This is a genomic window from Paraclostridium sp. AKS73 (assembly GCF_025671395.1).
In the GTDB taxonomy this organism is placed as follows: Bacteria; Bacillota; Clostridia; order Peptostreptococcales; family Peptostreptococcaceae; genus Paraclostridium; species Paraclostridium benzoelyticum.
Genome location: NZ_JAIXHU010000066.1, coordinates 1 through 8,379, shown reverse-complemented (window position 1 = coordinate 8,379; position 8,379 = coordinate 1). Strand labels below are relative to the sequence as shown.

Annotated in this window: 11 protein-coding genes; 8 read left to right on the top strand and 3 right to left on the bottom strand. The window is 25.9% G+C overall.

Going from position 1 to position 8,379, the window contains the following annotated elements; all coding sequences use genetic code 11:
• Positions 1 to 680: 680 nt before the first annotated feature.
• The 8 genes from LEQ07_RS19260 (at position 681) to LEQ07_RS19225 (ending at position 5,727) form a co-directional block, all read left to right on the top strand.
• Positions 681 to 1,088 carry an AAA family ATPase gene (locus tag LEQ07_RS19260; protein WP_263331880.1) on the top strand — a complete coding sequence of 136 codons (408 nt, stop codon included), beginning with the start codon at positions 681 to 683 and terminating at the stop codon, positions 1,086 to 1,088.
• Positions 1,089 to 1,309: 221 nt separating this feature from the next.
• Positions 1,310 to 1,729 carry a hypothetical protein gene (locus tag LEQ07_RS19255; protein ID WP_263331879.1) on the top strand — a complete coding sequence of 140 codons (420 nt, stop codon included), beginning with the start codon at positions 1,310 to 1,312 and terminating at the stop codon, positions 1,727 to 1,729.
• Between the two features lie 9 nt (positions 1,730 to 1,738).
• Positions 1,739 to 2,143, top strand: coding sequence for a hypothetical protein (locus LEQ07_RS19250; RefSeq protein WP_263331878.1), 405 nt, complete (start codon positions 1,739 to 1,741; stop codon positions 2,141 to 2,143).
• A gap of 5 nt (positions 2,144 to 2,148) precedes the next feature.
• Positions 2,149 to 2,919: a metallopeptidase TldD-related protein gene (locus tag LEQ07_RS19245; RefSeq protein WP_263331877.1), complete on the top strand. Its 771-nt coding sequence runs from the start codon at positions 2,149 to 2,151 to the stop codon at positions 2,917 to 2,919.
• 73 nt (positions 2,920 to 2,992) lie between these two features.
• A complete protein-coding gene (locus tag LEQ07_RS19240; RefSeq protein WP_263331876.1) occupies positions 2,993 to 3,337 on the top strand; it encodes a hypothetical protein in 345 nt (114 codons plus the stop codon).
• A 175-nt stretch (positions 3,338 to 3,512) separates the two neighbouring features.
• Positions 3,513 to 4,118, top strand: a complete 606-nt coding sequence (locus LEQ07_RS19235) for a metallopeptidase TldD-related protein (RefSeq protein ID WP_263331875.1) — start codon at positions 3,513 to 3,515, stop codon at positions 4,116 to 4,118.
• 96 nt (positions 4,119 to 4,214) lie between these two features.
• On the top strand, positions 4,215 to 4,349 hold the full coding sequence (locus LEQ07_RS19230) for a hypothetical protein (RefSeq protein WP_263331874.1): 135 nt from the start codon (positions 4,215 to 4,217) through the stop codon (positions 4,347 to 4,349).
• A 100-nt stretch (positions 4,350 to 4,449) separates the two neighbouring features.
• Positions 4,450 to 5,727: a PqqD family peptide modification chaperone gene (locus LEQ07_RS19225; protein WP_263331873.1), complete on the top strand. Its 1,278-nt coding sequence runs from the start codon at positions 4,450 to 4,452 to the stop codon at positions 5,725 to 5,727.
• A 568-nt stretch (positions 5,728 to 6,295) separates the two neighbouring features.
• On the opposite strand, the gene LEQ07_RS19220 is transcribed toward LEQ07_RS19225, so the two are convergent.
• The 3 genes from LEQ07_RS19220 to LEQ07_RS19210 all read right to left on the bottom strand — a co-directional run bounded on the left by LEQ07_RS19220 (position 6,296) and on the right by LEQ07_RS19210 (position 7,951).
• On the bottom strand, positions 6,296 to 6,916 hold the full coding sequence (locus LEQ07_RS19220; protein ID WP_263331872.1) for a hypothetical protein: 621 nt from the start codon (positions 6,914 to 6,916) through the stop codon (positions 6,296 to 6,298).
• A 221-nt stretch (positions 6,917 to 7,137) separates the two neighbouring features.
• Complete coding sequence (locus LEQ07_RS19215) at positions 7,138 to 7,449, bottom strand: hypothetical protein (RefSeq protein ID WP_263331871.1); 312 nt, start codon at positions 7,447 to 7,449, stop codon at positions 7,138 to 7,140.
• A 205-nt stretch (positions 7,450 to 7,654) separates the two neighbouring features.
• Entirely contained in the window at positions 7,655 to 7,951 is a 297-nt protein-coding gene (locus LEQ07_RS19210) for a hypothetical protein (protein ID WP_263331870.1), read from the bottom strand.
• Positions 7,952 to 8,379: the final 428 nt, after the last annotated feature.

Sequence of the window (8,379 nt, the reverse complement as noted above, 5' to 3'; positions counted from 1 at the left end):
ATTCTTAATTAATTATATAAATTAATTTATTTTAAACATTTTAATACCAATTATGCTATATAATGACAAGTTGTACTAAAAATAAGACTTTTAGTTTTTTATGTGTTATAAAATAAACAAAGAGTTTTGAAAATCAAATATAAAAGAGCTTTCCACCGATAATACATCATGTTTCTTATTACATGTACAATTTTGAATCAGTCCAATTCGAAAGCTTATATTCAGCTATTTCAACGTATTCATTGATACTAAAGACTATTTCTATTTTTATAATAGTAAGAATATTTATTATAAAGTATAAATAAATAATTGTTTATTTTAAAACAATCAAATGCTGTTTTTATGTTTAATTAATTAAAAACTTATAATAATTTTATGAATTGTGGTGATAAAAATGATTGAAATTAATAATTTGGACTTTAAGTATAAGTCTAATGGAAATTTAATATTTAATGATTTAAATTTAAATTTCAAAAAAGGCGAAATAGGTGATCTATAATTGGTCACAATGGAGTAGGGAAACTACATTACTAAATTTAATAAATGGATATTTAATTCCTAATAAAGGTCAAATTTGTATAGATAAATCCATAGCAAAAAAGATCGGAAATATTCTTTTTATTTGATAGTGGTGGTTTTTACAATGATATGACAGTAAAAGAAAACTTAAACTTCAAGAGATTAGCTCTTGGGAAAAAACAAAATACAAATGGGATAATGATGAACTAATAGTTAAGTTTAAGATGAAGAAACATTTAAACAAATATTGCTATGAATTGTCATCAGGATTAAAAAAGAGATTATCTTTAATTTTAGGAATAATGTCAAATCCAACAATGATATTGCTAGATGAACCAACTAATGCAATAGATCCAGAAACTAAGGTTTTACTCAAAGGACTATTGATGGATTTAAAGAACAATGGAAAAACTATTATTTTAGTTACTCATGATCTACAATTTTCTTACGAGCTTTCGGATCGAACAATCATATTAAATGAAGGTGAAATAGTATGCGACGAGTATGTAAACTATGAATTTGATGATTTTCAAAAAAAATACTTTGAATATACAGAGGAGAATGAGTAAATGAATGCGATTATTTATAGAGAGTTAAAGTGTATTCTTCGACAAAAAAAGAACATAGTATTATCAATGATAATAATTCTTCTTTTGCCAATGATCATAGGAGCAAAAATTATAGTTTCATAAGCAAGGAAAGTATTATAGTCATGTTTTTAGCAATAATTCCTTCAACTATTTGCTTACAATTTTCTAACTATACTTTATTATGCGATAAAAAAGATAAAATGAATTTATATATATTGTCTAGTGATATAAATAAATATGTATATATGGGATGTAAAGTTCTGATACCAGTAATAGTATCATTTTTATTTGACTTAATCTTGTTAGGATATGAAGTTCTTTTTATAAAAGATGTTCATACGATCAATGAAGTTCATTTATATCTAACTATAGGTTTATTAGCAGCATTATTAGCGTCATGTATAAGTTTTATGTTAATTTATATAGTTAAAGATGAAATGTATTATCAATTATATTGTGTTCTAAGCTTAATTGCTATATTGGTAATTATTATAACTATAGTTAACCCTTACAAAAGTACATTCTACTTTATTTACTCAATAATTTTCACATCTATAATCATATTATTAGCGGTATCTAAGATTATAGACAAAAGAGTTACTAATAATATTAAGGGGTAGAGAGAAGATATGGTTTTTAAACAATATATACAAGAGTATTGTATAAAATATATAAATAATAAGGCAATATCATATTATTCTATAGACAAAGGATCCAGAAAAGAATATTCAAAAATAGAGGTTGTTAAGAATGAAGTTGTATATAAAGAGTCTAATTTGATTAACCCGTTAGCATTTTTAGAAAACCATATTAAAGAATTAGAAATGCTATTAAATTATTATAGTAAAGACATATGTAAATATAATGCAAGTATTGTTTGTTATATTAAAGATCACTTGGAAACAGTTACAATTAATGAGAATTTAGATAAAAGATACTATAATCTTTTAAGACTTGTCATAAAGGTAAATTCCAATATAAATATTATTTTTGAAGAACCTGTAAATATAAATGAAATTTCATTTATCAAATAAAGGCTATGATAGATGACTTTTTTAAAGAAAATCACCACAAAGTAGTTGCAATATATAATAAGCAAAACCTATTAAAAATAGATAGTGTATTTAAAGAAGTAGAGCTGGCACCTATTTCAAGTGGATATTTCTGTCATGAAATAATAGGTCATCTTTTAGAAAATGATATTTTCAACATTAAAAGGGACCAAATTTCTAAAATGGAGTTTCCTAAGCAAATGACTGTAGTAGATGATATAGAAGGTCACCAACACAAAATAGGGTTAAATAAGCTAGATGACCTTGGTAGAGAAATAAAACCATTAACTTTAATAGATTCTGGCAAGATTAATGAAATAATTAGTATAGACAGTAAAGATAACTTAAGAAAAAGTGATTTATATGGGTTTGCTAGGAGTCAAAATTATCAGCATACACCTTTATCTAGAATGAGAATGACAATTTTAAAAGGAAATAAGTTGATAACTCCGTTAAAAGGAGAGTATATCCATGTATCATCGATTACAAATGGAGAGTTTATCCCTTCTAAATTTACATATAAATTGATAGGAGAGGGTTATATAAAATATAATCAAAATTCTATATTTTACATACCTAACTTAGAAATAGAAGGGAACATAGTAGATATATTAAATAATATATCTGAAATAGGCGATGATTTAAAAATCTCATCAAGATTTTGTGTTAAAAAAAATCAAGTTGTAAGGGTAGGTATTGGAGCTCCTACAATCCATATAACTAATGTGAAGGTAAAAGGAGTAGGCTATGAGCTGTAAAGATTTAATTTCGATATTAAGTAAAGATAATGATATTAAAAAATTTATTTGAACTAAAGTAAATTACTCTATTTTGGAAATTAAAGACATCGATGAAACACAAACTTGTTCAAAAAAAGAATTAAACTATCCGAATTTGATTATTCAATTAGATGAAGGAGTGTACACAACTAATGCAGCCTTTATAAGCAGTGAAGGAACTATTAATTATAAAAATTTAAAGAAATTAAATATAAACAATTTAAAAATTAATGAAAATTCAACTAGCTATTTAGACACAGGTAGGCATATAGAAAATAAAATATTTAATTATGATGAATTTAAGATATTAGATTGGCTAAGTAGAGAAAAAATTATACGAAATAAAATCAATGAAGATTTCAACATAGGTTTTAAATTAATCTATAAACAAAAATAAATAAAATATCTGAAAATAAGACATGTGTAAATACTCTTATTTCTAAGGATAAGTTAACATGTGAAATATCGATATTTACAAGAAAAACTTATCGTTTTTATAATAATAAAAATATAAAATTATTTTCATCTATAGGAGATGAAATTTATAAAAATTTAATAAAAATGATGAGAACTTGCAAGAAAAAGAATTGAAAGGCATGTACATATTAGAAAATAATGTGGTAATTAAACTAATAAATATTATTTTAGAAAGCTTGTCTGGAGAAAGAGTATTAAGCGAACAATCAGCATTTAATGTCAATTTATTAAATAAAAAAGTATTTTCTTCTAAACTTAGTATATTTCAGCAAAAAATAAGCCCTTTAGATCTAGATGATGAAGGAATGCCTATATCAGATGGATACTTAATTAAGGATGGAATTTTAAAAAATTATATAGTTACCTTAGAACAAAGTATTATTTTGAATCAGACAGCATATGGAAACTGTGAAATAAATTCAGAAGGTAAATTACAATCAAAATATAGTTCACTTATAGTATCTACAGATGAGGTAGATGAATATAGCCAAAATATAATTCAAGATATTAAAATACTAGGAATTGATTTTCAAAATATGAACATATCTATTATAGCGAATCATACGATTAATAAATCAAAATTTAAAAGTAAGATAACTACATTAAATTTAATAGAGTTTTTAAATTCAGCAAAAGAAATTAGAGGAAGTAAATCAAGCGTTGATGATATATTAGTAGGAAATTTTATATATGAATTTTAGCGAATACATGTTAATAAGGAGGGGATAAAAATGTTATGACATTAAACAATTTTATCTAAAAAATTAAAAATTATTTAATACATAGGAGGTAACAAAATGGAAAAACCAATGTTATTTAAAGTAGAATTAGGAGTATGTGTAGCTCAACCTGAATTAGCGATTCTAGGAGCGACAGAAGGGTTAGCGGCTGTTACAGCACTATGTGGAGCTCTTGCAATTGTAGCAGGCTAAAAATAGGTGTTTTGAAATTAGAGAGGGAATATATTGTAATGATGTATTACTCTCTACTAACTTCTTTAAAAGGCAGCTATTTTTATATATGGAGGAAAATATGTATATTTCACTAGTAGAAAATAATTATATAAAATTACAGCCAGACTGCAATTTTATATCAGTAGCAATAAAAGGAATTAGAAAAGAGTTTGGAATAAATCAAAGTGCTCAAGATATATTAGAATTATGTAATGGAACTAACTCTCAAGAAGATATAATTGATAAGTTATGTAAAAAGTATAATGAGAATTATGACACTGTAAAAAATTTCGTAAGTCAATTTATTTTACAATTAGAAGATGGTAATGTAGTATCTTACAATAACAATAAGAATTTAACTCCTTGCAAGATAAAAGGAAGTAAACAATATTACACTCCAGAAGTTGTTGTTTTAGAGTTGACTCATAATTGCCCATTAAAATGTAATCATTGTTATGTAAATGCAGGAGTTGGAGATTCAATGAACTGTAAAACTTTAATGAACATTTTAGAACAAATGATAGATCAAGGTGTTCAGTATTTTCAGCTAACAGGAGGAGAACCATTTTTATATGAGCATATAGATAAGGTCATAGATTATTTAGTTAGTAAAGAAGTAAAAGTACAGGTAACAACAAGTGGATATATTTTAAATGATAAAGTTTTAAAATGTATTGATAAGTTGGAAAATGTTAATGGGCTTATACAAGTTAGTATTGATGGATTTAATGAATCACATAACTTTATAAGAGGAAAATCAGATTCATTTGAAAAAACTATGAAATTTTTAGAAGTTATTAGAAATAGGAATGTTCAATTGGTTGTAGCCACTTGCATAGCAGAGCAAGATTTCAGGGAAATAGAAGAGTTATGCATCTACTTAAAGGACAAAGGAGTAGATTTACATAGAATTGGATGGGTATCTGAACAAGGAAGAGCCAACGAAAATAATATTAAATCTAACTTTGGATCAAATGAAATACATTTATTTATAAAAGAACTAAAAGACAAATATGAAGATGAAAAATTTAAAGTAGGAGCATTTGAAGATCATAATTCTAATAACAACTTAAATTGCGGGTTAGGTTATAGAATTCTAAAAGTTAATCCATCATTTAAGTTATCTCCTTGTCCTATGATTAGTAAAGAAATAGGAGATATAAATAATGAATCATTAGAATCGATTTATATAAGAAATTCTAAGATTTTTCCTAGCTTGAAAAGTGCAGAGGAGAAGTTGTGTAAAGGGTGTGAACTTATTGATAAATGCAAAGATTGTATTGCAGAATCAATAGTTAACTATAAGAATGTAAATAAGTGTCATTGGTATTATTCTGAAGGCATTAAAATACCTTAAGTTAAGGAGATATATATGAAAAAGGAAAATATGCTATATACCTTTAAAGTTATAAGAATTGTTGTATTGGGGTATTTGATATTCCAGTATTATAACACTAAAGAGATGGAATACTTAATATTTTCAATTCCATTTTTTATAGGTATTTTTATAACTTATATACAAAAATTTAATAATATTAAAAAGTGTAAATGAATGGGTCTTATGTTTAGATCCATTCATTTACACTTTTTTAATCATAGTATAATTTGTAGTTCATAATATCTTATATATTAGATATTTGTAAGTTTATTTATGTTATAATAATAAATGGAAATTACAATCTAAGAGTGACTGTTTCTATACGAAGGATAAAACCTACTTCCAATAGGAAGGAGGTGGAAGTATGGAAATTTTAAGATTATTTTTAAACAATTCCGACGCTATATTTTTTAGCATAGTCGGATGTTTTATTTATGATAAGTTAAAAAGTCACTCTAACGGCAATAAGAGTGACCTAAATAAATAGATATTTTATTTACATAGAAACTTCGCTCTATACCACTAGATTGTAGTTTCTTTTTTTTAACTATTCTAGATTAGATATTCCATCACGCCCAGAGTAAAAAACTTCTCCAGTATACATATGAACGGCAAAAGCATCTCCTCCATCATATACAATTTGGTAATAATCTCCTTCTAATGTGTTAATGACGCTACCAGGAGATTCAAATTCACGGAAATTTAGTTCTTTAAGTCTTTTATCACATAGAACAATCGCTTCGCTTTCTGATATCTTCTTTCTTTCTGTTGTATCTTCATTCTCTTTGATTGTAGGCTCAGAATCGCTAATACTTCTATTGTTTGCGATATGTGTATCAATATCTATCAATTTGCCTATATTAGCAGAGTCTTCATAGTATATTGATCCATCACTTTCTTTAACGCAGTATCTGTAATCAGCAGCTATTCCATATATCATGTAATACACATATATGTATCTAACTCCATTGTATTTACCGCCTGAAGGCATACCAGGTGTATTTTTTCCTAAAGTAAGATAGTCAGTATTTTTAAAGCCTGATAACTTGTCTTTGCATAATTGTAATGCTTTTTCTGATGATATAATGTTTTCATCAGAACTTGTGCTAGTTTGAACTGATCCAAAAGTTTTAGTGAACAACTCTTTTGTTAATCCTAAATCATCCAAGTTTTTATCTTGAACATAATCAGGATTAACTTTAGCTATAGCTTTTTCACTCTCTTCTGTAGTTAGTATATTTAAACTTTTAGATAGCCCTGTAGGTTCAACATTTGGTGACTCTACAAGAGTTACAGATGTATCATTTGTTTTTTCTATTTTAAATTTAGATTTAATTATAATTTCAGGGGAACCATGTTCATTACTTTCAAGTTCGAATAAAGCAGTATTTATATCAGTGGATGTTTTTTTATTTTATTTACATCCTCTTCATGTGGGTATAATGCTACTACTTCATCTTTATTGAAACAGAATACTGTACCTATTTTGCTATCAACGCTATCATCATATAAGTACTTACCTTCTAATAATTTTGCTAATGTTTCTTCTTTATTTTTTGTAACTTCGCCAGTGTTTACTTCTTTTACAACCTCATCTTTACTAATTTTTTTAGTTTTAGATATTGGCCTAAGAACTAGAGTACATCCAACTATTACAGCAACTACTCCTAGTGCTATTAAAATTCCTTTTCTGCGATTCATTATAAATCCCCCGTTTCTTTTTATTGTGAAATTTGATTCACAAAAAAGTGACGTTTCGCAATCTTAAAAATAACTACAAAAGATATTATACATATATAGTTTATCTAAATTTGTAATAATTTGTAGCCTACAAATAAAAATGCCTTGTTAAATTAACTAAAATTTAGCAAGACATTTTTTAAAATAAATTAACTAAAAGAGGATGTTATTGATTTATATTTTGTTTGCAATATTTACATACTGTAGCATCTTTTAATATACGTTCATTACAATAAGGGCATGTAATTCCATTCTTGTATTTTGAGCATATTAAAAAAGTATAAATAAGTGCGACAGGCAGTGCTAATAAAAGACCTAGCAAAGTGCCACATACACCACAAACTATAAGGGCTTGTGTAGCCATTTTTATTTGATCTTTATTTTTACCTATGAAATATGGTATTAATCCTGCTATGATACCTGCTAAACCTCCAACGATAACAGTTTGTAGAAAGTCCATCATAATTTCCCCCTTATACATATGAATTGTATATATAAATTGTATGACGCCGCTTTTTAAAAAATACATGAGGACAAATTGTAATAAAGTGTCTAATACAATTAATTTTATATTAATTATCTATACAGTATGATTTCAATTAAGTAAAAATTGGTATTAAGGGATATATTCCTAGGATTATTTTTATGGGCATGTGTATTAGAAGAATTAATCGTAAGTATCGCTGGTATAGTAATATCATCTAAAAGATTAAAAAAGTTAATTGTAAGGCTTTCAAAATAGTTTATGGTTCTCTTTTTTAGCATAGTCTGATGTTTTTTTTATGATAAATCAAAAAGTCACTCTAACGGCAATAAGAGTGACCTAAATAAATAGATATTTTATTTACATAGAAACTTCGCTCTATACCACTAGATTGTAGTTTCTTTTTT